This is a genomic window from Streptomyces sp. NPDC104106 (assembly GCF_055584345.1).
Genome location: NZ_JBVJMF010000004.1, coordinates 539,111 through 565,541, shown reverse-complemented (window position 1 = coordinate 565,541; position 26,431 = coordinate 539,111). Strand labels below are relative to the sequence as shown.

26 protein-coding genes and 5 pseudogenes are annotated in these 26,431 nt (G+C 73.7%); 10 read left to right on the top strand and 21 right to left on the bottom strand.

From position 1 onward, the window contains the following. Positions 1 to 4 precede the first annotated feature (4 nt). The 3 genes from ACZ60X_RS13350 to ACZ60X_RS13340 all read left to right on the top strand — a co-directional run bounded on the left by ACZ60X_RS13350 (position 5) and on the right by ACZ60X_RS13340 (position 2,997). Positions 5 to 1,057, top strand: a complete 1,053-nt coding sequence (locus ACZ60X_RS13350; RefSeq protein ID WP_469597271.1) for a family 2 encapsulin nanocompartment cargo protein terpene cyclase — start codon at positions 5 to 7, stop codon at positions 1,055 to 1,057. A gap of 65 nt (positions 1,058 to 1,122) precedes the next feature. Continuing rightward, positions 1,123 to 1,998 carry a geranyl diphosphate 2-C-methyltransferase gene (locus ACZ60X_RS13345; protein ID WP_469597269.1) on the top strand — a complete coding sequence of 292 codons (876 nt, stop codon included), beginning with the start codon at positions 1,123 to 1,125 and terminating at the stop codon, positions 1,996 to 1,998. Positions 1,999 to 2,088: 90 nt separating this feature from the next. Beyond that, positions 2,089 to 2,997, top strand: a complete 909-nt coding sequence (locus tag ACZ60X_RS13340; protein ID WP_469597266.1) for an aminoglycoside phosphotransferase family protein — start codon at positions 2,089 to 2,091, stop codon at positions 2,995 to 2,997. 4 nt (positions 2,998 to 3,001) lie between these two features. On the opposite strand, the gene ACZ60X_RS13335 is transcribed toward ACZ60X_RS13340, so the two are convergent. The 4 genes and pseudogenes from ACZ60X_RS13335 to ACZ60X_RS13320 form a co-directional block, all read right to left on the bottom strand. Further along, positions 3,002 to 3,484 (bottom strand): VOC family protein, encoded by a 483-nt coding sequence (locus ACZ60X_RS13335; protein ID WP_469597263.1) that lies wholly within the window; start codon positions 3,482 to 3,484, stop codon positions 3,002 to 3,004. Positions 3,485 to 3,701: 217 nt separating this feature from the next. Further along, positions 3,702 to 4,160 carry a helix-turn-helix domain-containing protein gene (locus ACZ60X_RS13330; protein WP_469597261.1) on the bottom strand — a complete coding sequence of 153 codons (459 nt, stop codon included), beginning with the start codon at positions 4,158 to 4,160 and terminating at the stop codon, positions 3,702 to 3,704. 85 nt (positions 4,161 to 4,245) lie between these two features. Next, entirely contained in the window at positions 4,246 to 4,698 is a 453-nt protein-coding gene (locus tag ACZ60X_RS13325; protein WP_469597258.1) for an ATP-binding protein, read from the bottom strand. 113 nt (positions 4,699 to 4,811) lie between these two features. Further along, a pseudogene (locus ACZ60X_RS13320) lies at positions 4,812 to 6,093 on the bottom strand (DUF6777 domain-containing protein). Between the two features lie 161 nt (positions 6,094 to 6,254). On the opposite strand from ACZ60X_RS13320, the gene ACZ60X_RS13315 reads away from it, so the two are divergent. Next, complete coding sequence (locus ACZ60X_RS13315) at positions 6,255 to 7,532, top strand: streptophobe family protein (RefSeq protein ID WP_469597256.1); 1,278 nt, start codon at positions 6,255 to 6,257, stop codon at positions 7,530 to 7,532. A gap of 265 nt (positions 7,533 to 7,797) precedes the next feature. Here ACZ60X_RS13315 and ACZ60X_RS13310 read toward each other — a convergent pair. Then, positions 7,798 to 8,277, bottom strand: a pseudogene (locus ACZ60X_RS13310) (FHA domain-containing protein); the annotation flags it as partial. A gap of 70 nt (positions 8,278 to 8,347) precedes the next feature. Next, a complete protein-coding gene (locus ACZ60X_RS13305; RefSeq protein ID WP_469597253.1) occupies positions 8,348 to 8,758 on the bottom strand; it encodes a hypothetical protein in 411 nt (136 codons plus the stop codon). Between the two features lie 318 nt (positions 8,759 to 9,076). Between ACZ60X_RS13305 and ACZ60X_RS13300 the strand changes: the two genes are divergently transcribed. Together ACZ60X_RS13300 and ACZ60X_RS13295 are read left to right on the top strand one after the other, a co-directional pair. Then, complete coding sequence (locus ACZ60X_RS13300; protein WP_469597251.1) at positions 9,077 to 9,478, top strand: nuclear transport factor 2 family protein; 402 nt, start codon at positions 9,077 to 9,079, stop codon at positions 9,476 to 9,478. A 210-nt stretch (positions 9,479 to 9,688) separates the two neighbouring features. Next, positions 9,689 to 10,150 (top strand): DUF5990 family protein, encoded by a 462-nt coding sequence (locus tag ACZ60X_RS13295; protein WP_469597248.1) that lies wholly within the window; start codon positions 9,689 to 9,691, stop codon positions 10,148 to 10,150. A gap of 40 nt (positions 10,151 to 10,190) precedes the next feature. On the opposite strand, the gene mgrA is transcribed toward ACZ60X_RS13295, so the two are convergent. Beyond that, positions 10,191 to 11,183 carry an L-glyceraldehyde 3-phosphate reductase gene (gene mgrA / locus ACZ60X_RS13290; protein ID WP_469597244.1) on the bottom strand — a complete coding sequence of 331 codons (993 nt, stop codon included), beginning with the start codon at positions 11,181 to 11,183 and terminating at the stop codon, positions 10,191 to 10,193. Between the two features lie 148 nt (positions 11,184 to 11,331). Here mgrA and ACZ60X_RS13285 point away from each other — a divergent pair, with 148 nt between their 5' ends. Both ACZ60X_RS13285 and ACZ60X_RS13280 read left to right on the top strand, forming a co-directional pair. Further along, the gene (locus ACZ60X_RS13285; protein ID WP_469597241.1) at positions 11,332 to 12,240 is read left to right on the top strand and encodes a LysR family transcriptional regulator; all 909 of its coding nucleotides are present in this window, start codon (positions 11,332 to 11,334) and stop codon (positions 12,238 to 12,240) included. Between the two features lie 161 nt (positions 12,241 to 12,401). After that, a complete protein-coding gene (locus ACZ60X_RS13280) occupies positions 12,402 to 12,917 on the top strand; it encodes a mycothiol transferase (RefSeq protein WP_469597239.1) in 516 nt (171 codons plus the stop codon). Here ACZ60X_RS13280 and ACZ60X_RS13275 read toward each other — a convergent pair. The 8 genes and pseudogenes from ACZ60X_RS13275 to ACZ60X_RS13240 form a co-directional block, all read right to left on the bottom strand. Then, entirely contained in the window at positions 12,899 to 13,978 is a 1,080-nt protein-coding gene (locus tag ACZ60X_RS13275; protein WP_469597236.1) for an adenosine deaminase, read from the bottom strand. The two genes, ACZ60X_RS13280 and ACZ60X_RS13275, sit on opposite strands and share 19 nt — an antisense overlap. Before the next feature lie 46 nt (positions 13,979 to 14,024). Further along, on the bottom strand, positions 14,025 to 14,420 hold the full coding sequence (locus tag ACZ60X_RS13270; protein ID WP_469597233.1) for a VOC family protein: 396 nt from the start codon (positions 14,418 to 14,420) through the stop codon (positions 14,025 to 14,027). 156 nt (positions 14,421 to 14,576) lie between these two features. After that, a complete protein-coding gene (locus tag ACZ60X_RS13265; protein ID WP_469597231.1) occupies positions 14,577 to 15,506 on the bottom strand; it encodes a M48 family metalloprotease in 930 nt (309 codons plus the stop codon). Next, a complete protein-coding gene (locus ACZ60X_RS13260) occupies positions 15,503 to 15,883 on the bottom strand; it encodes a BlaI/MecI/CopY family transcriptional regulator (protein WP_469597227.1) in 381 nt (126 codons plus the stop codon). Before ACZ60X_RS13260 ends, ACZ60X_RS13265 begins: the two co-directional genes overlap by 4 nt. 226 nt (positions 15,884 to 16,109) lie before the next feature. After that, entirely contained in the window at positions 16,110 to 17,015 is a 906-nt protein-coding gene (locus ACZ60X_RS13255) for an aldo/keto reductase (RefSeq protein WP_469597225.1), read from the bottom strand. 42 nt (positions 17,016 to 17,057) lie between these two features. Continuing rightward, positions 17,058 to 18,380, bottom strand: coding sequence for an aldehyde dehydrogenase family protein (locus ACZ60X_RS13250; RefSeq protein WP_469597223.1), 1,323 nt, complete (start codon positions 18,378 to 18,380; stop codon positions 17,058 to 17,060). A 223-nt stretch (positions 18,381 to 18,603) separates the two neighbouring features. Then, positions 18,604 to 18,795 (bottom strand): annotated as a pseudogene (locus ACZ60X_RS13245) (RNA polymerase sigma factor); the annotation flags it as partial. Further along, positions 18,795 to 19,143 (bottom strand): annotated as a pseudogene (locus ACZ60X_RS13240) (YciI family protein). The pseudogenes ACZ60X_RS13245 and ACZ60X_RS13240, both read right to left, overlap by 1 nt. Positions 19,144 to 19,264: 121 nt before the next feature. Between ACZ60X_RS13240 and ACZ60X_RS13235 the strand changes: the two are divergent. Continuing rightward, positions 19,265 to 20,299: pseudogene (locus tag ACZ60X_RS13235) on the top strand (acyl-CoA dehydrogenase family protein). Between the two features lie 2 nt (positions 20,300 to 20,301). Here ACZ60X_RS13235 and ACZ60X_RS13230 read toward each other — a convergent pair. The 6 genes from ACZ60X_RS13230 to ACZ60X_RS13205 form a co-directional block, all read right to left on the bottom strand. Further along, the gene (locus ACZ60X_RS13230; protein ID WP_469597220.1) at positions 20,302 to 20,838 is read right to left on the bottom strand and encodes an HXXEE domain-containing protein; all 537 of its coding nucleotides are present in this window, start codon (positions 20,836 to 20,838) and stop codon (positions 20,302 to 20,304) included. A gap of 28 nt (positions 20,839 to 20,866) precedes the next feature. Continuing rightward, entirely contained in the window at positions 20,867 to 22,009 is a 1,143-nt protein-coding gene (locus ACZ60X_RS13225; RefSeq protein WP_469597218.1) for an LLM class flavin-dependent oxidoreductase, read from the bottom strand. 45 nt (positions 22,010 to 22,054) lie between these two features. Then, on the bottom strand, positions 22,055 to 23,239 hold the full coding sequence (locus ACZ60X_RS13220; protein ID WP_469597215.1) for an SfnB family sulfur acquisition oxidoreductase: 1,185 nt from the start codon (positions 23,237 to 23,239) through the stop codon (positions 22,055 to 22,057). Positions 23,240 to 23,246: 7 nt separating this feature from the next. After that, complete coding sequence (ssuE, locus tag ACZ60X_RS13215; RefSeq protein WP_469597213.1) at positions 23,247 to 23,798, bottom strand: NADPH-dependent FMN reductase; 552 nt, start codon at positions 23,796 to 23,798, stop codon at positions 23,247 to 23,249. A 72-nt stretch (positions 23,799 to 23,870) separates the two neighbouring features. Beyond that, positions 23,871 to 25,004 (bottom strand): dimethylsulfone monooxygenase SfnG, encoded by a 1,134-nt coding sequence (gene sfnG, locus ACZ60X_RS13210; RefSeq protein WP_469597211.1) that lies wholly within the window; start codon positions 25,002 to 25,004, stop codon positions 23,871 to 23,873. Positions 25,005 to 25,169: 165 nt separating this feature from the next. Then, entirely contained in the window at positions 25,170 to 25,247 is a 78-nt protein-coding gene (locus ACZ60X_RS13205; protein WP_373878043.1) for a putative leader peptide, read from the bottom strand. A 143-nt stretch (positions 25,248 to 25,390) separates the two neighbouring features. Here ACZ60X_RS13205 and ACZ60X_RS13200 point away from each other — a divergent pair, with 143 nt between their 5' ends. Beyond that, positions 25,391 to 26,296, top strand: a complete 906-nt coding sequence (locus ACZ60X_RS13200; RefSeq protein WP_469597208.1) for a LysR family transcriptional regulator — start codon at positions 25,391 to 25,393, stop codon at positions 26,294 to 26,296. Positions 26,297 to 26,431: the final 135 nt, after the last annotated feature.

The window sequence follows — 26,431 nt, the reverse complement described above, 5'->3', positions numbered from 1 at the left end:
CGCCATGAGCACACCCACGACCGCCTACACGCTGCCCGGGCCGCCGAACATCGCCCAGGCCCTGCGCCCCGCCCGCCGCACCGGCGTGATCCCCGGCCTGCACCACCGGCCGGCCGTGCCCGCCGACCCGGAGAAGGCCGCCGAGATCGACCGCCGGCTGGAGGCCTGGGCCCGGGAACTGGACCTGTTCCCCGAGGCCTGGACGGGGGACTTCGCGGACTTCCAGACCGGCCGCGCCATCGTCCTGCAGCATCCGGGCGGCCTCGACCTGGACCGGCTCACCGCCGCCGGCAAGCTGCTGCTCGCCGAGAACATCGTGGACTCCTGCTACTGCGAGGAGGACGAGGGCCGGGGCGGTTCGCGGCTCGGCCTCGGCGGCCCGCTGATCATCGCGCAGTCGGCGCTCGACCCCTACCACGGCGTCCCGGAACTCGAGGCCGAGTGGCGCGAGGGCATCCAGGCCGACGGCCCGCTGCGCTCGTACCACCACGCCCTCGCGGACTACGCCACCTTCGCCACCCCCAGCCAGACCGACCGGTTCGTGCACGACATCGCCCGGCTGCACATGGGGTATCTCGCCGAGGCCGCCTGGATGCAGACCCGGTACATGCCGCGTGTCTGGGAGTACCTCGTGATGCGGCAGTTCAACAACTTCCGTCCCTGTCTGTCGCTGGTCGACGCGGTGGACGGCTACGAGCTGCCCGAGCAGGTCTACGCCCGCCCGGAGATCCAGCGGATCACGGCCCTGGCGTGCAACGCCACGACGATCGTGAACGACCTCTACTCCTTCACCAAGGAGCTGGCGAGCGACCCGGACCACCTCAATCTGCCGCAGGTCGTCGCGGCCAACGACCGGCGCGGGCTGAAAGCGGCCTATCTGAAGTCCGTCGGGATCCACAACCGGGTCATGGAGGCCTTCGAGGAGGAGTCGGCGGCCCTCTCCGCCACCTCGCCCCTGATCGCGCGCTACGCCGAGGGCCTGGCCGCCTGGGTCTCCGGCAACCACGAGTGGCACGCCACCAACACCAACCGCTACCACCTGCCCGACTACTGGTGATCCGCCCGCCCACGGGTGAATCAGCCTCTCCGCAACGCCGTCACATGTGTCCAGAGGAGTCATCGTTGACCACCGCCCCCGCCCGGACCACCTCGCTCCCGGTCCCGACCCAGTCCGTCTACCAGAACCGAGTCGCGGACTACTGGAACGCCGAGGAGAACCCGGTCAACCTCGAACTCGGCAAGATCGACGACCTGTACCACCACCACTACGGCATCGGTGAGGCCGACCGGTCGGTGCTCGACGAACCCGATCCCGAGCTGCGCAAGGAGCGGATCACCGGCGAGCTGCACCGGCTGGAGCACGCCCAGGCCGAGCTGCTGGCCTCCCACCTCGGTCCGCTCACGCCCACCGACCGCGTCTTCGACGCCGGTTGCGGCCGGGGCGGCGGCAGCATCGTGGCGAACCTGCGCTACGGCTGCCACGCCGACGGGGTCACCATCTCGGCCAAGCAGTGCGACTTCGCCAACGAGATGGCCCGCAAGCGGGGCGTCGGCGACAAGGTGCGCTACCACCACCGCAACATGCTGGACACCGGTTTCGAGTCGGGGGCGTACGCCGCCTCGTGGAACAACGAGTCCACGATGTACGTCGAGCTGGAGCTGCTGTTCGCCGAGCACGCCCGGCTGCTGCGCCGCGGCGGGCGCTATGTGACGATCACCGGCTGCTACAACGACACCTACGGCAGGGCCTCGCGTGAGGTGTCGCTGATCAACGCGCACTACATCTGCGACATCCATCCGAGGTCGGAGTACTTCCGCGCGATGGCCAGGAACCGGCTGGTGCCGGTCCATGTGGAGGATCTGACCGCGGCGACGATCCCGTACTGGGAACTGCGCAAGCAGGCCGACCATCTGGTGACGGGCATCGAGGACGCGTTCCTGGACGCCTACCGCAACGGCAGCTTCCAGTATCTGCTGATCGTGGCCGACCGGGTCTGATCCGGACGGCCGGTCGGCCGCGGGGGTATCCGGTCGGCAGGCGAAATCCGGTCGACAGCGGGGGCGCCGGGGGGCTGGGATGGGTTCTCGATGGATGCCGTCACCCCACCGCCGCGCATGCACGCGGACGAGTTCCGCGTCGACACCCCGCTGGTCGGCCGGCTGGTCGTCCGCCGCTTTCCGCACTGGGCCGGTCTGCCGGTACGGCCCCTCGCGTCGTCCGGCACCGAGAACGCCATGTTCCGTCTGGGCGCCGATCTCGTCGTACGGCTTCCCCGGCGGCCCGGCGCCGTCGCGGACGTCGCCCACGAGCAGCGTTGGCTGCCCCGGCTCGGGCCCGACCTGCCGGTGGCCGTGCCCGAGCCGCTCGGGATCGGCGAGCCGGACACGGAGTTCCCCTGGCCGTGGTCCGTCTACCGCTGGCTGGAGGGAGGCAACCCCGTGGCGGGCGCCGTCGCGCAGCCGCTGCGGCTCGCCGCCGACCTCGGGGCGTTCGTCCGCGCCCTGCGCCGGATCGACGCGCGGGAGGCGCCCGCCGGTTACCGTCCCGGTCCGCTGCGGGACCGGGACGAGCCGACCCGCGCCGCGATCGCCGAGCTGCGCGGACGGATCGACACCGCAGCGGTCACGGCCCGCTGGGAGCGGGCCCTGGCCGCACCAGCCCACCGCGGCCCGGCCGTATGGGCCCACGGGGACCTCTCCCCCGGCAATGTGCTGGTCGACGGCGACCGGCTGAGCGCCGTGATCGACTTCGGCTGCGCGGGCGCCGGCGATCCGGCCGTGGACCTGATCGTCGCCTGGAACCTGCTGCCCGCCGCCGCCCGGGACGTCTTCCGCGCGGCCGTCGGCGCCGACGACGCCCAGTGGGCGCGCGGACGCGGCTGGGCCCTGTCGATCTCGCTCGTCCAGCTGCCGTACTACGAGCACACCAACCCGGCGCTGGCCGAGAACTCCCGGCACGTCATCGCCGAGATCCTCGCCGACACCGCGGCCGGATGAGCGGCTACTCCCCCGCGTGCGCCTGCTCCAGGGCGGCGACGTCCAGCTTGCCCATGCTCATCATCGCGCTGGTGACACGGGCCGCCTTCCGCGGGTCCGGGTCGTTCAGGAGGTCGGCCATCCGGTCGTAGACGACCTGCCAGGAGACGCCGTAGCGGTCCTTGAGCCAGCCGCAGGGGCCGGGCTCGCCGCCGTTCTCGGTGAGCCTGGTCCAGTAGTAGTCGATCTCGTCCTGGTCGGCGCAGAAGATCTGGAAGGAGATGGCCTCGTTGAACGTGAACTGGGGGCCGCCATTGAGCCCGATGAACCTTTGGCCGTTGGCGGTGAACTCGACGACCAGCACGGATCCGGCCGGGCCGGGTCCGGCCTCGGTGTGGCGGGTGATCCGGCCGAGGGACGAGTTCTTGAAGACCGACACGTAGAACTCGGCGGCCTCCTCGGCCTGGCCGTCGAACCAGAGGCAGGTGGTGAAACCGTCGGTGGTCATGAGTACCTCCTGGGCGGGGAACGCGGTCATCTGTACCGACCGGCCCGCGCGCCGAAACTCATCGGCCGGGCGGCGGGAAAGGGCGAGGAATCCGGGCCGCGTCCCTCCCCCTGCCGGCCCGGCGCACGCCACCGGCAGGCGGGCCCGGCCGACCGAGCCGTCCAGGGCAGCGACCGCGCGGGACCGGCTGCCGGGCGCGGCGGTCGCGGGCGGCCGGTCAGGCGGCCAGGCAGAGGCCGTTGTAGGGCCGGTGCGGTGCGGCGGCCGGGCGGCGGGAGATGCTCGGCTGTGTGCTCGTGCGCCGGGTCAGCTCGCCGTGGACCAGCGACAGCAGGTCGCCGAGGCCCAGCCCGAGGGCGTGCGCGGCGGCCGCGAGGACCTCCGAGGATGCCTCCTTGCGGCCGCGCTCGACCTCGGAGAGGTAGGGCAGCGAGATCCGCGCGGCGTCGGCAACATCCTTCAGAGTGCGCTCCTGTGCCCGCCGCTCGCGCCGCAGTACCTCACCGACCAGATCCCGCCACAGGGGCTCCTTGCCGTCCAGGGGTTCGGAGTCCTGCCGTTCCGGGCGGTCCCCTGAGGCGGGGCGGCCCCGGGGGGCGGCCTCGGGGGTCCGCGGGCGGGCGGGCGCGGGCCGCAGCGGGATCACTCGGGCTTCGTTGCTCACCTGGTTGCTCACCAGCGTCAGCCTAGAAGCCGGGGGCCCGGGGACAAGAGCCCGGCATTGCGCCCTGAGGGGAATCGGTCCGGCGCCCGCGGCGTGCTCAGCGCCTCAGCGTGAAGCGGGCCCGCACCAGCTTGCCGACGGGGACGCGCTCGGCGGTGACCTCGGTGGCCAGCGCGTAGACGATCTCCAGACCGTGACGGCCGACGCGTGCGGGATCCCGGGGGTAGCGGCGCGGCAGCGCGGAGCTGCTGTCGTAGACGCATACGGTGACCGCGCTGTCCGTCCCCTCCAGCTCCAGGATGTAGGGCCCGTTGCTGTGCCGTTCGGCGTTGGTGACCAGCTCGCTGACGAGCAGGAGCAGCTCACCGTCGGCGCCGCGGTCGAAAGTGGCACACCACTCGGTCCTCAGCTGCTCCAGGAACCGGGCCGCGAAGGCGCGTGCCTCGGCGATGGAGCCGGGTTCGCCGGTGTAGTGCGACGCGCGTCGCAGCGGTTCCACTGGGACGTCGAAACCGGTCGGTATCACATCCCCGCCCACGTACTCGGTCATGCTGTCTCTCTCGAATGCCGGGTCCGGCCGTTCGCCTGTTGCACGGGTTCTGATACCCCGAGCCGTCGCCGACAGTCCCCCCGGAGTTCGCCGAACGCGCACAGTGGCGATGGTCACCCTCCGGGCGGGCTCGCCGACGACTGACCGGCGGCGGGGGACGCGGCCGACGACGACCTCGCCGGGGACGACCCCGGCGACGACCCTGCCGGCTTCGGCCCCGACGACGAGGGTCCGGCGGAGGACGGCGAGCCGGAGGAGGGCGCCGGCGGGGAGGAGGACGGCGGGGGCGAGGACGGGGGCGTGCTCGGCGCCGGCGAAGAGGAGGGGGACGAGGAGGAAGGGGAAGGGGAAGGGGAAGACGGCGAGGGCGAGGGCGAGGGCGAGGGCGGCGAGGCCGACGACGAGGAGGAGGCGCTCGGCGACGACGGCTTGCCCGACGGTGACGGGCAGGACTCCGCGCCGGGCGGGCACGACGAGGACGGTGACGGGGGCGGGCTCCAGGGGTGGGGGTCCTTCGGCGGCCTGGCGTGCTCGTCGTGCCGTCAGCCCTGGTCGCCGTGCGGGCGCTGGATCCAGTCGTCGTGGTGGGGGTCGAAGAGCACGAAGACGTCGACCACCGTCGGCGCAGGCGTCACGACGACCACGTTCGAGGGCCGGTACGCCGGCCAGCGCGGTCCCACCAGCGTGGGCGCACTCTCGGCGACGGGCGGGGTCAGGGGGTTGCCGCAGGCACAGCGCACCCGGGGCACGCCGTGGCTGTCGATCAGCACGGCGGTGCCCGCCTGGAGGACGGCCTGGTAGCTGGTCGCGGCAGCCGTGGTTGGTGACGCGTGTGTCGACGCGCAGCTGGACCGGGGTGAGCGCGCGCAGATAGGCGGGCACCCCGGACGGCTGGACACCGGCCAGGGAGGCGAACGCCCTGGTCTTGGCCTGGTCCGCCTGGAGGGCCTTGACCTGCTGCTCCACCTCGCAGGCGGCGACGTCCCGGGTGCCGCCGTACAGGCCGGGCGCCCCGCCCTGCACACCCTGCACCGTGGTGGCCGGGCCGGTGGGGGCGGCGGAGGCCGCGGAGGGCGGCGGCATCGAACTCTGCCTGGCGGTCGATGCCGTGAAGGGGGCCTGGCCGACGGCGGCCGCCTGGAGGAAGACCTCACCGCCCTTCCCGGAGGAGCCGCCGCCCGAACGGGTGAAGACGACGGCGAGCACCACGGCGGCGACCACGACGGCGCCGAGGGCGCTCATGCGGGGGACGGACTTCCACCACGGCCCGTGCGGCTCCCTGGATCCACTGCCGCCGCCCGAGGGCCCGGTGGACGGGCCGGAGGACCCCGACAGCGGACCGGAGAGCGGCCCGGTGGGGCGGCCGGATGACGGAGGTTCGACGCTGACGACCACTTCTTCCCGTCGCGTACTTCGCCCCGTCGCGATGCGCGGCTTTGCACCGCGAACTCCCGACAGGTGCCTACAGGGGCACGTTCAGCCCATTGTGGGTCGGAGTGTCGCGGCGGTCGCAAGCCGACGGGCGGGACGGCCGGACGCTGCTTAGCGTGAACGGTGTGAGCCCTCCGACCGTCTCCCCGCGGCCCGTCGCCCGCCATGGCTGGGCCCAGGCGCTCGGCGCGGTGCTGACCGGGCTGGCCGTCATGGTGCTGGTGGCGGCGCTGGGGCTGTGGGCGGCCGGCGCGGCGGATCTGCCGGACGGCGCGTTCCCGCGGGTGGTGGCCGCGACCCTGGCCACGGCCGTCGGCGGCAGCGTCGAGCTGTCCGGCAACGCGGGGGCGCTGGCCCAGAGCCACGCAGGACTCACGGTGCTCCCGCTGTCGGTGACGCTCGCCGGTGCCCTGGTGATCGGCGCGGGCTTTCTGCGCCCGCTGCGCCACCGGGCGGTGGCCTCGGCCGCGGAGCTGGCGGGCTGGGCCGCGCGGCTCGCGGTGCTGTGGCTGCTGGTGCTGATCGGCCTGGCCCTCGGTGCCCGGCAGACCTTCGCCGTCGACGTGGGCAGCGGCACGCTCAGCGACCTGGCCGGGCTGTTCAACGCCGCCCCGGAGGTCGGCTTCACCACGGACGTGCCGCTGACCGTCGTGTTCGGGATGGTGTGGCTGGCCGGGGTGCTGCTGCTGGCGCTGCTGGTCGCGCGGGGGGCTCCGCTGCCGGGGCGGCTGCTGCGCTGCCAGGAGTCGGTGCGTCCGGCGGCGCACGCGATGGTCGTCCTGCTCGTCGGCTACGTCGCCATCGGCTTCGTCGTCGCGCTGATCACGGCGGCCTCTCGCGGGCACGCCGCCGCGACCTTCGCGTTGATCCTGCTCGGCCTGCCCAATCTGGCCTGGCCGGCCTTCACGATCGGTCTGGGCGCGACCTGGTACGGCCGCGTGGACGGGCCGTTCGGGCTGCCCATGCCCCATGTTCTGGACGTGCTGCTGCGCACCCCGGACGTCTCCACGCTGAACCTGCGCTCGCTCACCGGCTACGACGGCCGCTGGTGGTGGCTGCCGGTCGTGGACGCGATCATGCTGCTCGCCGTGGCCTTTTGGATGGCGGTCCGCTCACCGGCCCGGATGCGGCTGTGGCAGCACGCGGTGCACCTGGCCGTCGCGCTGGCGCTCACCGTGCTGATGATCTGTCTGGCGAGCCGCGTCTCGGCGCACTACGGCCTGTCCCTGCTCGGCATCGGCGACCTCGGCGGCGGTCTGTCGGGCGAGGTGCTGCTGAAGCCGCGGCTCTGGCAGGCGGTGGGGCTGGGCGCGCTGTGGGGTCTGGTCGCCGGACTGGTCGGCGGGCTGCTGGCCCTGCCGGTGCGCCGCCGTGGCGAGGTCGACGAGCCGTCTCCGCCCTGAGACGGCCCACCGGGACGCGGAACACCGGTGTCAGGCCCGGAACACCGGATCCGCCCAGTGCGGCGGGCCCGGGACGTCGGTCACCGTGCGGCCCCGCTCCGTCGCGGCCTCGCACGTCGGCGCGCCCGCGGTCCCGGCCGTGGCCGCGGCCAGAGCGGCGCGCAGCGCGGCGACGAAGCCGAGGCAGGTGTCGTACCGCTCGTCCGGTCGCTTGCGAGGGCGCGGGCGAAGACGGCGTCGGCGGCCGGGGCGGGCCGCGCTCGGCTTCCGGGCGGGCGCGCGGTTCGGCGTGCCGGCGCGAGACGGTCAGGTCGCCCACGACGAGGTCGTTGTCGGGTGCGCGGGCGGTGGACGGACGCTGGTGGGGCTGCGGAAGGTGCCGGTCAGCCAGCGACACCGCGGAGGGCCGGTCGGAGCCGGGGCGCGGGGCCCCGGCGGGCACCGCGCGGGGGCCATGGGCGGGGCTGCCGAAGCGGAGCACGCTGCCGGGGCGGACGTCCCACCGTTCGATCCGGCGGCCGTCGGCATAGGTGCCGTTGGTGCTGTGCTGGTCGGCCTGGGTCCAGTGGTCGTGGTCGCAGCGCAGCACGGCGTGGTGCCACGAGACCCGGGCATCGTCGAGGACGATGTCGCTCAACGGGTCGCGTCCGACGTGGTAGTCACGGCCCGGGCTCATCACCGTGGAGCCCGTGTCGGTCTCCAGGACGAGTTCCGGCGCCGCCGGGGCGACCGACCGCTCCACCATGGCCAGAATTCCACCGATACGCCCCCGTTCGGGCCTCTCCATCGAGGTTGCCCGGACGCGTGGACACGTGTCAGGCGACGGGAACGACGAGGGCGGGCAGGGTGCGCTGCATCCGGAGGGCGTCGACGGACTCGGCGAGCAGCTCGTACTCGGTGGTGTCGTCGCTGGCGGCGATCCGCACCAGCCGGCCGCCCGCCAGTTCGTCGGCCACCCGCTCCTGGCGGGCGTCGTCCGCGCACCAGGCACGCAGCAGGGAGGGCACGTCCGCGACCGTCTCGGCGACCGGCACCAGCGCGCCCGCGGGGAAGACGGAGTCCTGCGGGGTGGGGTCGAGCCGCTCGGCGATCCAGGACGCGCGGTCCCGTAACCACCACAGGGCGAGGGCGAGCGTCGGCGCGCGGTACGTGCCGAGCGGCACGCCGATCCGCCGCCCGTCGCACATGCCGTACGCCGTGACATGGCACAGGAATTCGTCGTGCACCTCTCACTCCCCCGTCGCCTCGCTGGTGTGCCGGCCGAAGCGCTCGCTTCCCGTGCGGCTCCTGTGCGGTGAAGTGCCCTGATGTTCGAGTATCGCCCCTCCCGAAACACTGTCACCATGACTTTCCGGCCAGCCTGCTGGCATATTCGGTGCCCGTTTCCGGCCGGAATGCACCGGGCTGCGCGCCGCCCCGGGCATGACCCGAGAGGTAATCGACCCGCTCCACCGGCCTGCGGCATGGTGGTCACACCGGATCGGCGAGAACCTCGGATCCGGCTTTCGACCAGCAGGGACGACCTCGATGGAGGCTGATTCAGCATGTCCGTGAACACCGACCGTTACACGATCGCGGCCGCCCGTTACTTCGAGGCCTGGAACGCCACCGAGCCGGAGGCGCTGAAGAAGGCGGTCGCCGCCGCGTGGACCGCGGACGGCGGCTACACCGACCCCCTCGCCGACGTCCGCGGCCACGAGGGCATCGCGGCCGTGATCGCCGCGGCCCACGAGCAGTTCCCGGGGTTCGTCTTCCGCCCGCTCGGCACGGTGGACGGCCACCACGACACCGCACGCTTCGGCTGGGAGCTGGTGAGCGAGACCGGGGGTGCCGCCTCCGGGGAAGGCTCGGCACCGGTCGCCGGCTTCGACGTGGTCACTCTGGACGAGGAGGGCCGGATCCGTCGGGTGCTGGGCTTCCTGGACCGGGTACCGCAAGGCGCCTGACACTCCCCCGGCCCGCCCGCCCGGCGGCGTACCGACCGTTCCCGCCGGTCAGCGCGAGCGCGGTGGCGAGGTGGCGTCCGGCCACGGCGAGGGCGGCGGTGAGGGCGCCGGCGGCGAGGCAGGCCAGCAGGGCGGCGCGGGGCCCCGAGCGCCCTGCGGCTTCCGGCGGAAAGGGATGTCCCCCTCCCCCGCGTCGTCCACACTGGCGCCATGCACCTGCGCATCGAAGGTCACACCCTGCCCGGCCGCGACTGCGGGCCCGGGCCCGGTTTCCCGGGGGTCAGCGGAATCGAGGTCGCCGTCCAGCGCGCGGACCGGCCCGCCGAGCTGCTCGATCCGCAGCCCGGCGACGCGCCGACGGCGACATGGACGCTTTCCTGCGCGTTCACCGCCGATGGCGAGCTGCGCGGCCCGTACCTGCAGAACGGGCTCGGCGGGCGCTTCGTCTACCTCTCCTGGGTCGGCAGCCGGCCGCCACAGGAGGCACCCCGGATGTTCCGGCGCGCCAAACTGATGCTCGCCGAGGTCCCGCCGGAGGTACTCGCCGAGGCACGCCGACGCGGTGTCCTGGTGGGCCGGCTCCCCCTCACCGACGCCCAGGGCCACCCGCTGTGCGGGCGGGTGGTGCCCCCGGCCGTTGTCTGGAGCGCGGGCCCATCGGCGCTCGCGTGAACGTCCGGGTGCGCGGCCCTCTCGCTCCCGCCCCGCGGGGCTACGGCTTGACGATCGCGTCGATACGGGCGAGTTCCCCAGCGTCGAAGTCGAGGTTCCGGATCGCGCCGACGCTGTCCTCGACCTGGCGCGCGCTGCTCGCGCCGACCAGCGCGGAGGTGACCCGGCCGCCGCGCAGCACCCAGGCGAGGGCGAGCTGGGCGAGGGTCTGCCCGCGGGAGGCCGCGATCTCGTTCAGGGCGCGCAGCCGGGCGACCAGGTCCTCGGTGACCGCGTCGGAGCTGAGGAACGGGCTGTCGCTCGCGGCCCGGGAGTCCTCGGGGATGCCGTCGAGATAGCGGCCGGTGAGCAGGCCCTGCTCCAGCGGGGAGTAGGCGATGGAGCCGATCCCCAGCTCGTCCAGGGCGTCGAGCAGGCCCCCGTCCTCGGGGCGCCGGTCGAGCATCGAGTAGCGCGGTTGGTGGATGAGCAGCGGGGTGCCGAGATCGGCGAGGATCCGGGCGGCCTCGCGGGTCTGCTCCGCCGAGTAGTTGGAGACGCCGACGTACAGCGCCTTGCCCTGCCGCACCGCCGAGTGCAGGGCGCCCATCGTCTCCTCCAGCGGAGTGTCCGGGTCCGGGCGGTGCGAGTAGAAGATGTCCACGTACTCCAGGCCCATGCGCGCGAGGCTCTGGTCCAGCGAGGACAGCAGGTACTTGCGCGAGCCCCATTCGCCGTACGGGCCGGGCCACATGAGGTAGCCGGCCTTGGTCGAGATGACCAGCTCGTCGCGGTACGGCGCGAAGTCGGCCCGCAGCGCCTCGCCGAGCGCGGACTCGGCGGCGCCGGGCGGCGGGCCGTAGTTGTTGGCGAGGTCGAAGTGGGTGACGCCCAGGTCGAAGGCGCGGCGCAGGATGGCCCGCTGGGTCTCGACGGGCCGGTCCGGGCCGAAGTTGTGCCACAGGCCGAGGGACAGCGCGGGGAGTTTCAGTCCGCTGCGTCCGGTGCGCCGGTAGGGCATGCCGTCGTAGCGGTCGGGGTGTGCGGTGTACAACGCGACTCCATCAGGGGTGGACACACGGTCGGGCCGGGGGTTCGGCGGAGGCATCGGCTCCGCGGTGACCGCTCCCACTCTCCACCGCCCCGCGGGCAGCGGTCCAACAGAAGAATCCGATGGAATTCAGCGGATAGGCTTCTCAATCATGGAACTGCGCCACCTCCAGCACTTCGTCGCGGTCGCCGAGGACCAGCATTTCACCCGGGCGGCCGAGCGCCTGATGGTGTCCCAGTCGGGGCTGTCGGCGTCGATCCGGGCGCTGGAGCGGGAGTTGCGGGCGCCGTTGTTCGTGCGGACCACCCGGCGGGTGACGCTCACCGAGGCGGGCCGGGCGCTGCTGGGGGAGGCCGAGCGGATCCTGGCGCAGGTGCGCTCGGCCCACGAGGCGGTGGCCGCGGTGCAGGGCGTGCTGCGCGGCACGCTGGCGCTCGGCACCGAGCAGTGCATCGCCGGGGTGCACGTGGCGCGGCTGCTGGCGGGCTTCCGGGGGCGGCACCCGGATGTGGAGATCCGGCTGCGGCAGGCCGGTTCCGGCGCGCTGGCCGAGGAGGTCGCCGCCGGCCGGCTGGACCTGGCCTTCGCCTACCGCACCCGGGCCGACTCCGACCAGCTGCGTTCGGTGGCGCTCACCAGCGAGCCGATGACCGTGCTGTGCCATCCCGGGCACCGGCTGGCCTCGGCGGGCGCCGCGCTCGCCCCGCAGGAGCTGGCCGGTGAGGTCTTCGTCGACTTCCATCCGGACTGGGGACCGCGCCGTGCGACCGACGCCGCGTTCGCCGCGGCCGGGGTACGGCGCACGGTGGCGCTGGAGGTCAACGACGTGCACAGCCTGCTGGACCTGGTGGACGAGAACCTGGGGATCGCGGTCGTCCCCCGGCACTTCCGGCACAAGCGGCCCGCGCTCACGGCCCTCCCGCTGAAGGGCACGGGCGAGGCCGAGTACGAGACCGTCGCCCTGCTGCCGCCGGACCGCGCCACCAGCCCCGCCGCCCGCGCGCTGGTCGCCCTCCTCGGCACCGGGAGCGATCCGGAGTGCCTGAGCCCGCGCCCGTAGCCTCCGCGAGAGGGCGGTGAGTTGACGACACGTCGAGGACGGGACGCGCTCGTCCGGTACGACTCGCCGCGCGGCACCCCGGGCGAGGCGCGGCGCACGGCCCTGCCCGATCGCTTCCGTTCCGGACGCGTGAACGGCCGCTGTTTGGGATGGTGGACGGTATGCATGCCAAGGACATCCTCATCGACGGCTACGGCCGCATCCAGGAAGAGGTCCACGCCGCCCTCGACGGCCTCGGACCGGTCGAGCTGAACCACCGCCCGGCGCCCGACGCCAACTCCATCGCCTGGCTGGTCTGGCACCTCACCCGGGTGCAGGACGACCACGTCGCCGACGCCTTCGACCTGGAGCAGGTCTGGCTCGGCCAGGACTGGCAGAAGCGATTCGGCCTCGATCTGCCGCCCGCCGACCACGGCTACGGGCACACCCCCGCCAAGGTCGCGAAGGTCACCGTCGACTCCGCCGACCTGCTGACCGGGTACTACGACGCCGTCCACGAGCAGACCCTCGGTGCCCTGCGCTCCCTCGCCGCCAAGGACCTGGAGCGGATCGTGGACGAGCGCTGGGACCCCCCGGTCACGCTCGGGGTCCGCCTGGTGAGCGTCCTGTCCGACGATCTCCAGCACGTCGGACAGGCCGCCTACCTCAGGGGGCTGCTTCAGAGCGCGGCCGCGTAACCCGGCAGGACCACGTCCTCGATGAGGGCCTTGCGCTCGTCGAACGGGATGAACGCGCTCTTGAGGGCGTTCACCGTGACCGTGCGCAGGTCCTCGACGCCCCAGCCGGCCTCCTCGACCAGCAGTGACATCTCCCGGGTCATCGTCGTGCCGGACACCAGCCGGTTGTCGGTGTTGAGGGTGACCCGGAAGCCGAGGTCCTTCAGGGCCGTGATGGGGTGCTCGGCTATCGAGGTGGCACAGCCGGTCTGGAGGTTGGAGGTGGGGCACATCTCCAGCGCGATACGGCGGTCGCGCACCCAGGAGGCGAGCCGGCCGAGCTTGCCGGCCGCGAGGTCCGGGATGTCCTCGACGAGGCGGACGCCGTGGCCGATGCGCTGGGCACCGCACACCTGCAGGGCCTGGTGGATGCTGGGCAGGCCGTACGCCTCGCCGGCGTGGATGGTGAACGGCACGCTCTCGCGGCGCAGGTGCTCGAAGGCGGCCAGGTGCTCGGCGGGCGGGAAGCCGTCCTCGGCGCCGGCGATGTCGAAGCCGACGACACCGGCGTCCCGGTAGGCGACGGCCAGGTCGGCGGCCTCGCGGACCCGGTCGAACATCCGCATGCCGCACAGCAGGGTGCCGACGCGCACGGGGGTGCCGGCGGCGGCCGCCTTGGCCATGCCGGCGGCGAGGCCCTCCTGGACGGTCTCGACGACCTCGCTCAGCGCGAGCCCGCCCCGGGTGTTCAGCTCGGGGGCGTAGCGCACCTCGGCGTAGACGACGCCGTCGGCGGCGAGGTCCAGCACGTACTCCTCGGCGGTGCGCAGCAGGCCCTCGCGGGTCTGCATGACGGCGAGGGTGTGCTCGAAGGTGGCGATGTAGCGGACCAGGTCGCCGGAGTTGGCCGCCTCGTAGTACCAGGCGGCCAGCTCGTCGGGGTCGGTGGTGGGCAGGGCGTGACCGATCTCCGCCGCGAGTTCGACGACGGTGGCGGGGCGCAGGCCGCCGTCGAGGTGGTCGTGCAGCACGGCCTTGGGCAGCCGGCGGAGGGTCTCGGTGTCGATGCGGGGCGCGGTCATGTGCGTGGTGTCCTCGGCAGGTGGTGCGGTGGTGGGTCGGTGTGGGTCAGCGGTCGGCGGGCTGGAGCAGGTCCCAGCGGTTGCCGTAGAGGTCCTGGAAGACGGCGACGGTGCCGTACGGCTCGTGCCGCGGCTCCTCCAGGAAGGTCACTCTGGCCGCGGTCATCCGCGCGTGGTCGCGGGCGAAGTCGTCGGTGTGCAGGAAGAAGCCGACGCGTCCGCCGGTCTGGTCGCCGACGCGGGCGCGCTGTTCCTCGTTCTTGGCGCGGGCGAGCAGCAGTCCGGGGCCGGCCGCGGGATCGCCGGGCGCGACGACGACCCAGCGGGAGCCGTCGGGGCGGGGGGCGTCCTCGGCCAGGCGGAAGCCGAGGGCCTCGGTGTAGAAGCGGATGGCCTCGTCGTAGTCGTCGACGACGAGGGTGACCAGGACGAGGCGTCGCATCGAAAACCTTCCGGGGGGCCTTCCGGCGGGGGTGGTTAGCGGGTGAGGTTATACGTAAAACTACGCAGGCGCCAGTCATGTTCTACGCGCGTTGCGGCGAGGGTGTCCTCCCCGCGTTCCGTACGGCTGCCGCGGGGTGGCGCCCGGTGCTCCGGGTCAGGGCTTCTCGTCGCCCTGGGCGATCTCCACCCGGTGGTGGAAGTCGGCCGTTCCGGCGACCGAGGCCCCGCACGAGAAGACCGTGCAGGCGAGGAGGAGGACGGCGATGGCGCGGCCGGCCCGGGGGGCGCGCGGAGCGGCCGCCAGCAGGGCCTGCACGCGCTGCGGGACCGGTCCGCTGGTCGCGGCGGCCGCGAAGTCGGGGCGTTCGGCGTGCGGGGCCTGCCCGGCGAGGGCGGCGCGGGCGATGGCCCGGGCGGTCAGCCTCCGGTCGCCGACCCGGGCCGCGGCGGCTTCGTCGGCGGCGCGCTCGGCGGCCAGGCGGATGTTCTCGCGGACCGGTCGCAGGGCGGGGTGGCAGTGCGCGGCGAGTTCGGCGGCGGCGAGGAAGTAGTGGTGGCCGCCGTCGTTGTGCGCCCGCTCGTGCGCGAACAGCGCCTCGCGCTCGGGGCCGTCCAGGCTGCGCAGCATCGCGGTCGTGACGACGATGCGGTGCGGGCGGCCGGGCAGGGCGTAGGCGTCCGGGCGGGGCGAGTCCACCACGCACAGGTCACCGGCGGCGGGGCCGCGCCCGGCCTGCGTGCGCGCGACGCGGAAGGCGCGGGCCTGGCGCAGCACGGAGCGGACGAGGGTCCAGCCGCACACGGCGAGCACACCGACGGACGTCGCGGCGACGGGCAGCACCACGAGGTCCGAGGCGGTGCGCAGCGGGCGGACCAGCTCGCCGAGCGCGGCGAAGACCGGCACCTTCAGCAGCCCGATCAGGACGAACGAGCCGAGCGCGGCCAGCGAGGAGCCGGCGAGGACGACCGCGCAGACCGTGACGGACCACAGCGCGACGGCCGGGGTCAGCCGGTCCAGGGCGCGGCGGGCCAGGGCCGGCAGGGCGAACGGCAGCAGCAGGGGCAGCAGGAGCAGGGCGGTCATCGTTCGTCGGATTCGAGCAGGTCCCGCAGGATGCGTTCGTCGTCGGGGCTGAGCTGGGCGACGAAGCGGGCCAGCACGGTCTCGCGGTCGCTGTCGCGGTCCAGCTCGCTGTGCATGCGGCGGGCGGTGAGCCCCTGGGCGTCCCGCACCTCCTGCACCGGGAAGTAGGCGTACCCGCGCCCCTGGCGGTGCCGCACCACGACACCCTTGTCGTACAGCCGGGTGAGGATCGTCGTCACGGTCGTCCGGGCCAGGTCCGCGCCGAGGCGCGACTGCACCTGCCCGGGTGTCTGCGGCAGCCCGGCGGCCCACAGCGCGGCCATGACGCTGGCCTCCAGCTCACCGGCCGGCCGGCGCTCGTCCTTCGCCTCGGTCATGGCTCGTTCCTCACCCCGTCTGTGTCTGCCCGTCTCCGTCTGCGGCCAGGGACACCGTCGACACGATGGTAGTCAACGGTTCCTTCGTACGGCTGTGCGCCCGCGTGTCCCGTACCCGCCCCTCGTGGAGAGGCGGGAGGACGGTCACGCCTCGGCACCGGCCCGTCCGCGACCGTACCCCCCTCCCCCGCGCGGGCGCACCCCCCGCCCGCGCCCCGCGACCTCCTCAGCTCGTCCCGGTGTGCAGGGCGTCCAGCCGGGCCAGCTCCTCCGCGGTGAGGCGCAGCGCCCCGGCCGCCACGTTCTCGGCGAGGTGGCCGGGGTTGCCGGTGCCGGGGATGGCCAGGACGTGCGGGCCCTGGTGAAGGGTCCAGGCGATGCGGATCTGGGTGGGCGTCGCGCCGTGGGCCCGGGCTACGGCCCGTACCTCGTCGTCGTGGGTGTCGGTCGCCGCGTGGGCGCCGGCCTCGCCGGCGACGGCGTAGAAGGGCACGAAGGCGATGCCGCGCTCGCCGCACAGGCGCAGCATCGCGTCGTCGACGGGCTCGGGGCGGTCCAGGGCGTAGCGGTTCTGGACGGAGACCACCGGGGCGATCTCCAGGGCCTCGGCGAGGTGGCGCGGTTCGACGCCGGAGATGCCGAGGTGGCGGATCAGGCCGGCCTCGCGGAGTTCGGCGAGCGCGCCGAAGTGCTCGGCGATGGAGTCCTGGCGCATCCGGCGCAGGTAGACGACGTCGAGGTGGTCGCGGCCGAGCTGGCGCAGGTTCTCCTCGACGTGGCCGCGCAGCTGGTCGGGGCGGGCCGCGGTGCCCCACTCGCCGTGGTAGTCCCGGAAGGGGCCGACCTTGGCGGCGATGACCAGGTCGTCGGCGTAGGGGGCGAGAGCGGTGTTGATCAGTTCGTTGGCGGAGCGTGTGGCGGAGAAGTAGAAGGCGGCCGTGTCGATGTGGTTCACGCCCAGCTCCACGGCCCGCCGCAGGACGGTCAGGGAGCGCTGCCGGTCGCTCGGCGTGCCCAGGTGGAACGCGGCGCTGCCCGTCAGCCGCATGGCTCCGAGGCCGATGCGGTGGACGGGCAGGTCGCCGAGTGTGACGGTGCCCGAGGCGTCCGCGGTGATCGTTTCAGCGGTCATTCGGCGGAGTGTCGCTCCCCCCGGCGTGCCGCGCAAGCGAATTCAGCTCAGCGGCTTGTGCAGGACCGCCTTGCGGTGGCTGAAGGTCTCGATGGAGAAGCGGCCGTGGTAGTTGCCCATGCCGCTCTCTCCCACCCCGCCGAACGGCAGGTCGGAGACGGTGAGATGGGCCAGGGGCAGGCCGTGGCCGAGGCCGCCGGAGGACGTCTCGGCGGCGATGCGCTCGCGCGTGCGTTCCGACTCGCTGAAGACGTACAGCGCAAGCGGCTTGTCGCGGTCGTTGATGAAGGCGAGCGCCTCGTCCAGGCCGGCCACGGTGACGATCGGCAGGACGGGACCGAAGATCTCCTCCCGCATGACGGGCGAGTCCGGGGGGACGTCCGCGAGGACGGTCGGGGCGATGTACCTGGCCGTACGGTCGCTCGTGCCGCCCACCGCCACCCGGCCGGAACCGAGCAGGGCGGTCAGCCGGTCGAAGTGGCGCTCGTTGACGATCCGGCCGTACTCCGGCGACCGGGCCGGGTCCGTGCCGAACAGCGTCTCGACCGCGCGGACGAGGGCGGGCTCGAGGGCGGCGGCGGTCTCCGGGTCGGTCAGGACGTAGTCGGGGGCGACGCAGGTCTGCCCGGCGTTGAGGAACTTGCCGCGCGCCAGCCGGTCCGCGACCACGCCGAGGTCGGTGTCCCGGTCCACGAACACCGGTGACTTCCCGCCGAGTTCGAGGGTGACGGGGGTGAGGTGCTCGGCGGCGGCGCGCATCACGATGCGGCCGACGGTGCCGTTGCCGGTGTAGAAGATGTGGTCGAAGCGCTCGGCCAGCAGGGCCGTGGTCTCCGGGACGCCGCCCTCGACCACGGCGACCGCGTCGGTGTCGAGGTAGGCGGGGATCAGCCCGGCCAGGGCGGCCGAGGTGGCCGGGGCCAGCTCGCTCGGCTTGGCGACCACCGCGTTGCCGGAGGCCAGCGCGCCGGCCATGGGGGCGAGCAGCAGCTGCGCCGGGTAGTTCCAGGGCGCGATGACGAGGACGACGCCCAGCGGGTCGAGTTGGGTCCAGGCCGTGGTGTCGGCGCCGAGGTGCACCGGGACGGGCGCGGGCTCGGGGCGCAGCCAGTCCGCGAGGTGGTCGAGGGTGTGGTCGATCTCGCGGATCGTGAAGTCGATCTCGGTGCGGTAGGCCTCGGTGCTGCTCTTGCCGAGGTCGGCGCGGAGGGCGGCGGCGAGGTCGGCGCCGCGTTCCGTGAGCATCGCGCGCAGGCGGCGCAGCTGCTCGGTGCGCCACTCGACGGGCTTGGTGCGGCCGGTGGCGAAGGTGGCGCGCAGCCGGGCGACGATGTCGGCGGGCCGCGGGGTGGCGGGGTGGTTCACGGTGCCTCGCTGGTGGTGCACGGGCGGTTCGGCCCGAGTACGGACGGTCGGTAGATGTATTCGCCAACCTTTCAGGACCTCAAGTTCATTCCGCCGGGCCGGAGTGATCACGCTCACAGGGCCGGCTCGCGCCCGCGCCGCTCCAGGTACGCCCGCTCGGCCTCGCCCGGGGCCGGTCCCGCGGCCAGGCCGTACTCCGCCGCCGCCTCGGCGGTGCGGTCCAGGCGGCGCGGATGATCCAGCCGGCCGGGCTCGGCCGCACGCCGGTCCCCGGCCGGGTGCGTACGGCGGTGGCGAAGGCGTCCTGGACCGCTTCCTCGGCGAGGTCGATGTCGCCGAGGAAGCGGACGAGGACGGCGACCGCGCGCCCGTACTCGGCGCGGAAGACGGCCTCGACGCCCGGCGCGCCGTCCATCAGTGCTGGTCGGCGAAGGACCGCACCTCGATGGGGAGCGTGGACGCGAGGGCGGCCCTGCGCCCCCACTCCAGCGCCTCGTCCAGATCGGCGGCCCTGGTCAGGCACAGTCCGCCCGTGTACTCCTTGCCCTCGGCTAGGGGCCGTCGGTGATCAGGACGTCGCCGTCCTTCGGGCGGAGGAGCCTCGCGGTCTGCGGGCCGTGCAGCCCGCCCGCGAAGACCCACGCGCCGGCGGCGCGCAGCTCGTCGTTGAAGGCCTGCGGGTCGCGCATGATCGCGGCGAGCACGTCCGGCGCGGGCGGGTGCCGCCAGTCGGCGTGACCGCACTGAGCAGGTACTGCTTCACGGTGTCCTCCTTGGTGTTCCCAGGGTCTCGCGGCTCCCTGTCATCACCTACACGAACGGCGGCCCCCGGATCGACACCCGGCCCCGCACCGCGGGGAAAGGGATCGTGAAGAATCGTCGCCGTGACCACCAGCGCGCATCCCCTCGTCGCCCGCGCCCGCCGGCTCGCCGCCGAGCTGCTCGTCCCGCAGGCCGAGCGGGTGGATCAGGAGGGGGTGCCCGCGAGCCACATCGCGGCGGTGAAGCGGTCCGGGCTGCTCGGGGCGGGCGCGCCGGTCGCGTACGGCGGCTTGGGGGCGCCGCCCGCCGTCCTGCGTGAGACCGCCGAGATCCTGGCCGGGGCGTGCTGCTCGACCTGGTTCGTGCAGACGCAGCACCACACGCCGGTGCAGACCCTCGTACAGAGTGAACTGCCCGTGCGCGAGCGCCTGTTGGAGCCGCTGGCGCGCGGGGAGCTGCTGGCCGGGGTGGTGTACGCGCATCTGCGGTCGTACCCGCGGGTCCCGGTGAAGGTGCGCGCGCAGGCCGGCGGCTGGCGGTTCGACGGGACCGTCCCCTGGTACACCGGCTGGGGGCTGAACGACGTGCTGCTGCTCGCCGGGATGACCGACGCGGGCGAGGTGCTGTTCGCCTTCGCCGAGGCCCGCGAGCAGCCGGGCCTGCGGGCCTCGCAGCCGATGCGGCTCGTCGCTCTCACCGCCGCGCGCACGGTGTCGCTGGAGCTGAGCGGCCTGTGGCTGGCCGGCCGGGGCCGTGGCGCTGCGGGCGCCGTACGAGCGCTGGGCCCCCGGCGACCGGGCCCGGACGCTGAACGCCGGCCCGGCGGTCTTCGGCGTCGCGCGGGCCGCCCTGGACCTGCTGGACGACGAATCCGCCGCCCCGCTGCGCGCCCGGCTCGGCGACGTCCGCCGCCGGGCCTACGCCCTGGCCGACCACCCGGTGCCCACGAGCGGGCGGCGGAGCGGCTCGCGCTGCGCGCGCAGGCGTTCGACGTGCTGCGCACGGCCACCACGGCGGCGGTGGTGGCCGGCGGCGGCCGGTCGACGGCCCTGACCAGCCCGGCCCAGCGTCTGGCCCGCGAGGCGCTGTTCCTGCTGGTGCAGGGGCAGACGGCGCAGACGCGTGCGGCGCATCTGCGGGCGCTGGGCGGCGCCTGACGTCACCGGCGCCGCGCCACCGCCTGGGCCAGCGCGTGCGTACCGGCCGCGGCGGCCGCGGCGAAGGCGAGGCCCTGGGCGAGGTCCCGGGGGCGCGTGGGGCGCAGGACGCCGGAGCGGCGCAGCCGGCCACGGGCCCAGACGGTGAACGGCAGGACGACCAGGGGCGTGGTCGCCGAGCCGGGTGTGTAGCCGCGCGTCACGGCTGCCTGTGCGAGATGGACCAGGCCGTGCAGGCCGAAGGCGTTGAGCGCGGTCTGGTAGACGGCGGACCGGCCCCCGGTCCGGTGGCCGTCGGCGGCCGCGGCCGCCACCACGGCCGCCATCGCGGCGACCGCGGTGGCGAACTCCCGTGCGTCCACGGACTCCATCCCCCGCCACACCGCCTCGGGCACCCGGGGGAACCGTTTGCGCAGCTCCGGCACCCGCGTGCGCACCCAGCGCGGCACCACGGCGACTTCCTCGGTGTCGTGCAGGGCCCACGCGGCCAGCAGGCCCCAGGTGACGGCGGCGGTGGCGTCGTTCGGCTCTCTCGTCATGAACCCGAAGTCTGCCAGGGCGCGTTGGTCAGCCGGCGAACGGCACCTGGGCCGCGGGGGCGCAGGCCCGCCCGTCGGGGTGGGTCCACAGTCCCTGGTCGGCGAGCCGCGGCAGGACGCCCTCGCCGAACCAGTACGCCTCCTCCAGGTGCGGGTAGCCGGACAGGACGAACTCGTCGATGCCGAGCGCGTGGTACTCCTTGATCCGCTCCGCGACCTCGTCGTGGCTGCCGACCAGGGCGGTGCCGGCGCCGCCGCGCACCAGGCCGATGCCGGCCCACAGGTTGGGGTGGATCTCCAGGCTCTCCCGGCTGCCGCCGTGCAGGGCGAGCATGCGCTGCTGCCCCTCGGACTCGCTGCGCGCGAGCCCCGCCTGTACGGCCGCGACGGTCTCCGGGTCGAAGCCGGCGAGCAGCCGGTCCGCCTCCGCCCATGCCTCGGCGGAGGTGTCCCGGGTGATGACGTGCAGCCGGATGCCGAAGCGCAGGGTGCGGCCGTGTCCGGCGGCCAGCCCGCGGATCCAGGCGATCTTCTCGGCGACCTGCGCGGGCGGCTCGCCCCAGGTGAGATACACGTCCGCGTACCGGGCCGCGACCTCGCCGGCGGCGGGCGAGGAGCCGCCGAAGTACACCTCGGGCACCGGGTCGGGCACCCGGCTGAGCCTCGCGTCCTCCACCCGCAGGTGCTCGCCCCGCAGGTCGACACTCTTGCCGTCCCACAACTGCCGCACGATGTGCAGGAATTCGCCGGTACGGCGGTAGCGGGCGTCCTTGTCGAGGAAGTCGCCGTAGGCCCGCTGCTCGTGGCTCTCGCCCCCGGTGACGACGTTGAGCAGCAGCCGGCCGCCGCTCTGCCGCTGGAAGGTGGACGCCATCTGCGCGGCGAGCGTCGGCGAGACGGCACCGGGGCGGAAGGCGACCAGGAACTTCAGCCGCTCGGAGTTCTGGCTGACCATGGCGGTGGTCAGCCACGCGTCCTCGCACCAGGCACCGGTCGGGGTGAGCGCGGCGGCGAAGCCGAGCTGCTCGGCGGCCCGGGCGATCTGGCTCAGGTAGGCGACCGTGGGCGGCCGGTCCCGGCCGGAGGCGGTCGCCGGGGTGCCGTGGCCGCCGCCGACGACATGACGGCTGTCGCCGTTGGTGGGCAGGAACCAGTGGAAGGTGAGGGACACGGGGTCTCCGTTCTCGAGTGTCCGTCGAAGCCGGGCCGGGGCCCGTCAGAGCAGGCCGTGCCGGGGCGGCCGGGTCCCGGTCAGCGCGTGGCGGCCGAGATGCTGGATCTTCCAGCGGGGCGGGTCGTGCAGGGTGTGGGTCCGGGCGTCGCGCCAGTACCGGTGCAGGTTGAGGGAGTTGAGCGCCGAGCGGGTGCCGGCGACCTCGAACAGGGCGCCCGCGACCCCGACGGCGGCCTCGCCCGCGCGCACCTTGGCGGCGGCGACCGCGAGGGACGCCTCGGCCGCTGAGTCGTCGGTGAGCCGGGCGCGTGCCGCGTCGACCGCGCGGGCGGCCTCCTTCAGCAGGGCCTCGGCCGTGCGGACCTGGAGGGCGAGTTCACCGAACCGCTGGACGAGGAGCGGGTCCTCGGCCGCCGTCTCCGCTCCGCTCTCGAACCAGGGCCGGCTCGTGGTGCGGACGAACTCCGCCGCCTCGGCGAGCGCGCCGCCCGCGATGCCGGTGTCGATGGCGGCGTGCAGCAACTGGGCTGTGGCTCCGTGGAGTTGGGGCCCTTGGAAGGTGAGGTGGTGGGGCAGTACCCGGTCGGCGGGCACGGGTACGGCGGTCAGGCGGACGGTGCCGCTGGCCGTCGTCCGCTGGCCCATGCCGTCCCAGTCGTCGAGCACCGTCAGGCCGGGGGCGTCCCGGGGGACGTAGGCGACGTGCAGCGTGTCGTCCTCGGCACGGGCGAGCACCGGGATCCAGTCGGCGAACAGCGCGCCGGTGGAGTAGTGCTTGACCCCGGTCAGCAGGTACGAGCCGTCGGGCCGCGGCCGCAGGCGGGTGCGGATGTCCTGCACGTGCCGGGTGCCGGCCTCCGACTGCGCGTTGCCGAACCGGCGGCCGGCCAGCAGCTCGGCGAAGAAGAACTTCCGCTGCTCCTCGGTTCCCTGACGGTGGATCACATTCACGTAGACGAAGTGGCTCTGCGGGATCTGGGCGAGGCTCGCGTCGGCGGAGCCGAGCAGCCGGAAGATCTCCGCGAGGGTGGCCGTGGTGACGTCGGCGCCGCCGTGGTCGGCGGGCACGGTGACGGCGAGCAGCCCGGAGCGGGACAGCCGGTCCAGCTCGGCGCGCGGCAGGCGCCGTTCGGCGTCCCGCTCGGCGGCCCCGGCGCGGAACTCGGCGGCCAGGGCCGCCGCGACGGCGAGTGCCTCGGTGTCGTCGGCGATGACGTGTGCGGTCATGGGACGCTCAGCCCGCCGCCAGGAGCGGGACGCGCCCGAGGGCGGCCGAGAACTGGTCCACGACCTGCCCGAGCACCTCCTCGGCGGCCGGGGCGATGCTCAGCGTGCCGTCCTCGCCCACGGTGATGTCCTGGTCGAGGGTGAACCAGCCCTGGACGATGTGGGCAGCGCCCATGGAGTTCAGCACCGGGCGCAGCGCGTAGTCGATGGCGAGGACATGGGCGGTGGAACCGCCGGTGGCGAGCGGCAGCACGGTCTTGCCGGTGAGCGCGTACTGCGGGAGCAGGTCGAGCAGCGCCTTTAGCACACCGGAGTACGACGCCTTGTAGATGGGGGTGCCGATCAGGACGCCGTCGGCGCGGGCGAACAGCTCGGCGGCGCGGGCGACGGCCGGGTGCCGTACGTCGGCGCCGAGCAGGGCCTCGGCCGGCAGCGTGCGGACGTCGAGCGGGATCACCTCGTGCCCGTGGGCGGTCAGCCGCTGGTCCAGGTGGCGCAGCAGGCGGCCGGTGCGGGAGGTGGCGGAGGGGCTGCCGGAGACGGACAGGACGGTGGCCATGGGTGCCTCGTTTCTGGGGGTGCGCCGAGCGCCGGGGGCGGGCCGGTGCGGCGCGGAGGGCCGGGGGGAGGGTCAGGCGTGGGCAGGGGCGGGCGGGGAGGTGGAGTCGGGCTGGTCGTCGGGGAGTCGGGCCTCCAGCTCCCGGACGAGGGGAAGCACCCGCGTGCCGAAGTACTCGACCTCCTCGTGGTAGTGCAGGAAGCCCAGCAGGAGGAGGTCGACACCGAGTTTCCGGTAGGCGACGATGCGTTCCGCCACCTGTTCGGGGGTGCCGATCAGGCCCGTGCGGAAGCCGTCGTTGTACTGGACCAGGTCCTCGAAGGTGGAGTCCTGCCACATGCCCTTGCCGTCGGCCGTGGACCGTCCGGCCTGCGTCACGGCGGCGCCGAAGCCCTCGACGGCCTCGGTGTCGGCCTTGGCGACGATCTCGCGCAGGGTCGCGCGGGCCTCGGCCTCGGTGTCACGGGCGATGAGGAAGCCGTTGAGGCCGAACCGGGGTGCCCTTCGGCCGGCTTCGGCGGCGGCGGCGCGGACGTCGGCGAGCTGCTCGACGACGCCGTCGTAGTCCTTGCCGTTGGAGAAGTACCAGTCGGAGACCCGGCCGGCCATGCGCCGGGCGGCGGTGGAGTTGCCGCCCTGGAAGATCTCCGGGTGGGCGCGGCCGGGGATGTCCAGTGGCTTGGGTTTCAGCGTGAAGTCCCGCAGCCGGTAGAAGTCGCCGGCGAGTTCGGCGTGGTCCTCGGTCCAGATCCTGCGCAGGGCGGTGATGAACTCCTCGGCGCGGCGGTAGCGTTCGTCGTGTTCCAGCCAGGGCTCGCCGAGCGCGGTGAACTCGCCCTTGAACCAGCCGGACACGACGTTCACGGCGAACCGCCCGCCGGACAGGTGGTCGGCGGTGGTGCCGAGCTTGGCGAGGACACCGGGGTGCCACAGGCCGGGGTGGACGGCGGCGATGACCTTCAGGCGCTCGGTGGCCAGCAGCAGGGCGAGGCTGAAGCTCGTCGACTCGTGCTGGTACTCGGCGCCGTAGCTGGCCATGTACCGGACCTGGCTGAGGGCGTAGTCGAAGCCGTTGTTCTCGGCGAGGACGGCGAGCCGGCGGTTGTACTCGTACCCCCAGTCCGTGCGCTGCTCGATGGTGCTGGTGACGAGTCCCCCGCTGACGTTGGGGACCCAGTAGGCGAATTGGAGGGGTGCTGCGGGCATGCGGAACTCCTGGTGCGGAATTGCTTTCGGACACGCCGAATTCCCAGGTGTGCGCGGTCACTTCACGGGACCCGGGAGCAGGGCGCGACTTGGTGTGGGCGCGATGAATTCAGGCGGGAAAAGGAGAAGGTGAAAAGGCGCGGCGGATCGCGGGGCGGGGGCTGATCAGGCCGCGGCGCAACAGGAGGCGCTGGCGACGCGCGCGAGGTCGACATGGCGTCGCCGCGTGAGGTCCAGTCGCATCGTCATGCCGTCGATCCTGGCAGCCGCCGAGGAGAGCAGTCAAGGAAAACCCGACCGGTTTCGTATCGCGGACCATTGAATTTCACGAAGGTGTGACAGGCAAACCCTTGAACCGAGGGCGGCGGCCTGTGCATTCTGCGGCGGTGCGGACCGAACAGCTGGAATACATCGCGGCCGTGACCCGGCTCGGCTCCCTGCGCCGGGCGGCCGAGGAACTGCGCCTTTCACAGCCCGCGTTGAGCGAGACGGTGCGGAATCTGGAGCGGGAGCTGGGCGTCGACCTGCTGGAGCGGAAACGGTCGGGGGCGACGATGAGCGCGGCGGGCCGGGAGTTGCTGCCGCACATCGTGAGCGTCCTGGAGGCGGTGGACCGGCTGCGGGCGGCGGCCGGTGAGCAGCACCGCATCAGCCGTATGGTGCGCGTCGGCACGGTCAACGCGGCGACGGTGCCGCTGCTGATCCCCGTGCTGCGGTCGTTCCGGGCCGCGCATCCGGTCACCCAGGTGGAGGTGGTGGGCGCACAGCAGACGGACATCCAACGCGGCCTGGCGGAGGGCGGGTTCGACCTCGGGCTGGTGAACCATCTGGACGGTGACGACATGCCCGCGGGCATGGAGTGCACCCCGTTGCTGCGCGGCCGGCCGGTGGTGTGCGTGCGTCCGGACAGCCCGCTCGCCGCGCTGGCGGTGGTCGGCGTCGAGGACCTGCTCGGCGTGCCGCTGATCGCGATGCGCGCCGGGTATGTGATGCACCGGTACGTCCACCGGCTGCTGTCCGGGCGGACCCCGGCGTTCTCGTACTCGACCGACGGCGCCGAGATGGGCAAGCTCATGGTCGCCGAAGGGCTCGGCGCGACGGTGCTTCCGGACTTCAGCGTCGCCGGGGATCCGCTGGAGCGCTCCGGCGCCCTCACGTACCGGCCGCTGGCCGACGACACCACCGCGGTGGTGCTGACACTCCAGCGCCGGCGCGCGGAGTCGGTCCCGCGGGCGGCCCGGGACCTGCACGCGGCCTTCGTCCAGCGGGCCCGTGAGCTGGCGGCGTCCTGACCTGCGCGGCACCGCCCGCGCCGCCGTGTCCGGAAGCGGGACCGGCGGCGACCGCACCGCGTACCCGACGGGGCCCGCCCGGAGCGAGGCCTACACATAAAGAGGAAATAAGGGCAAAATGGTGTGATGCGGTGC

What these genes read in the sequence shown, in the direction of transcription:
- ACZ60X_RS13350 (WP_469597271.1), top strand. Translation starts at nt 5, where the DNA reads ATGAGCACACCCACGACCGCCTACACGCTGCCCGGGCCGCCGAACATC.
- ACZ60X_RS13340 (WP_469597266.1), top strand. Translation starts at nt 2,089, where the DNA reads ATGGATGCCGTCACCCCACCGCCGCGCATGCACGCGGACGAGTTCCGC.
- ACZ60X_RS13335 (WP_469597263.1), bottom strand. Translation starts at nt 3,484, where the DNA reads ATGACCACCGACGGTTTCACCACCTGCCTCTGGTTCGACGGCCAGGCC.
- ACZ60X_RS13325 (WP_469597258.1), bottom strand. Translation starts at nt 4,698, where the DNA reads ATGACCGAGTACGTGGGCGGGGATGTGATACCGACCGGTTTCGACGTC.
- ACZ60X_RS13300 (WP_469597251.1), top strand. Translation starts at nt 9,077, where the DNA reads ATGTCCGTGAACACCGACCGTTACACGATCGCGGCCGCCCGTTACTTC.
- ACZ60X_RS13295 (WP_469597248.1), top strand. Translation starts at nt 9,689, where the DNA reads ATGCACCTGCGCATCGAAGGTCACACCCTGCCCGGCCGCGACTGCGGG.
- ACZ60X_RS13285 (WP_469597241.1), top strand. Translation starts at nt 11,332, where the DNA reads ATGGAACTGCGCCACCTCCAGCACTTCGTCGCGGTCGCCGAGGACCAG.
- ACZ60X_RS13280 (WP_469597239.1), top strand. Translation starts at nt 12,402, where the DNA reads ATGCATGCCAAGGACATCCTCATCGACGGCTACGGCCGCATCCAGGAA.
- ACZ60X_RS13275 (WP_469597236.1), bottom strand. Translation starts at nt 13,978, where the DNA reads ATGACCGCGCCCCGCATCGACACCGAGACCCTCCGCCGGCTGCCCAAG.
- ACZ60X_RS13270 (WP_469597233.1), bottom strand. Translation starts at nt 14,420, where the DNA reads ATGCGACGCCTCGTCCTGGTCACCCTCGTCGTCGACGACTACGACGAG.
- ACZ60X_RS13265 (WP_469597231.1), bottom strand. Translation starts at nt 15,506, where the DNA reads ATGACCGCCCTGCTCCTGCTGCCCCTGCTGCTGCCGTTCGCCCTGCCG.
- ACZ60X_RS13260 (WP_469597227.1), bottom strand. Translation starts at nt 15,883, where the DNA reads ATGACCGAGGCGAAGGACGAGCGCCGGCCGGCCGGTGAGCTGGAGGCC.
- ACZ60X_RS13255 (WP_469597225.1), bottom strand. Translation starts at nt 17,015, where the DNA reads ATGACCGCTGAAACGATCACCGCGGACGCCTCGGGCACCGTCACACTC.
- ACZ60X_RS13230 (WP_469597220.1), bottom strand. Translation starts at nt 20,838, where the DNA reads ATGACGAGAGAGCCGAACGACGCCACCGCCGCCGTCACCTGGGGCCTG.
- ACZ60X_RS13220 (WP_469597215.1), bottom strand. Translation starts at nt 23,239, where the DNA reads ATGACCGCACACGTCATCGCCGACGACACCGAGGCACTCGCCGTCGCG.
- ssuE (WP_469597213.1), bottom strand. Translation starts at nt 23,798, where the DNA reads ATGGCCACCGTCCTGTCCGTCTCCGGCAGCCCCTCCGCCACCTCCCGC.
- sfnG (WP_469597211.1), bottom strand. Translation starts at nt 25,004, where the DNA reads ATGCCCGCAGCACCCCTCCAATTCGCCTACTGGGTCCCCAACGTCAGC.
- ACZ60X_RS13205 (WP_373878043.1), bottom strand. Translation starts at nt 25,247, where the DNA reads ATGCGACTGGACCTCACGCGGCGACGCCATGTCGACCTCGCGCGCGTC.